Source organism: Leifsonia sp. HAY1-4F (genome assembly GCF_056755275.1).
In genome coordinates this window covers 1-246 of record NZ_JBNDHX010000496.1, presented here as the reverse complement: position 1 = coordinate 246, position 246 = coordinate 1, and the positions used below count along the sequence as shown (strand labels likewise).

The 246-nt window shown below is 64.6% G+C and carries 1 pseudogene; it reads left to right on the top strand.

The features are described 5' to 3' along the window. Positions 1-21: 21 nt before the first annotated feature. Positions 22-246 (top strand): annotated as a pseudogene (locus ACPYOG_RS20265) (amino acid ABC transporter permease); the annotation flags it as partial.

Here is a 246-nt window from a genome sequence, read left to right as displayed (position 1 = left end):
CTCGAGTACGTCTCCTGGGCGGTGTTCATTCTCCTGGCGGCCGGCCTGGCTTACTCGCTCACCACCAACCCGAAATATCAGTGGAACGTGGTCGCTCAGTACTTCACGTCCGAGTCCATCCTCCGGGGCCTGGGACCCACGCTGGTCCTGACCGCTGTGTCCATGCTGCTGGGGACGCTCGTCGGCCTGCTCGTCGCAGTGATGCGTGCATCCTCGATCCGTCCCACCATGCTCGCCGCATCCGCC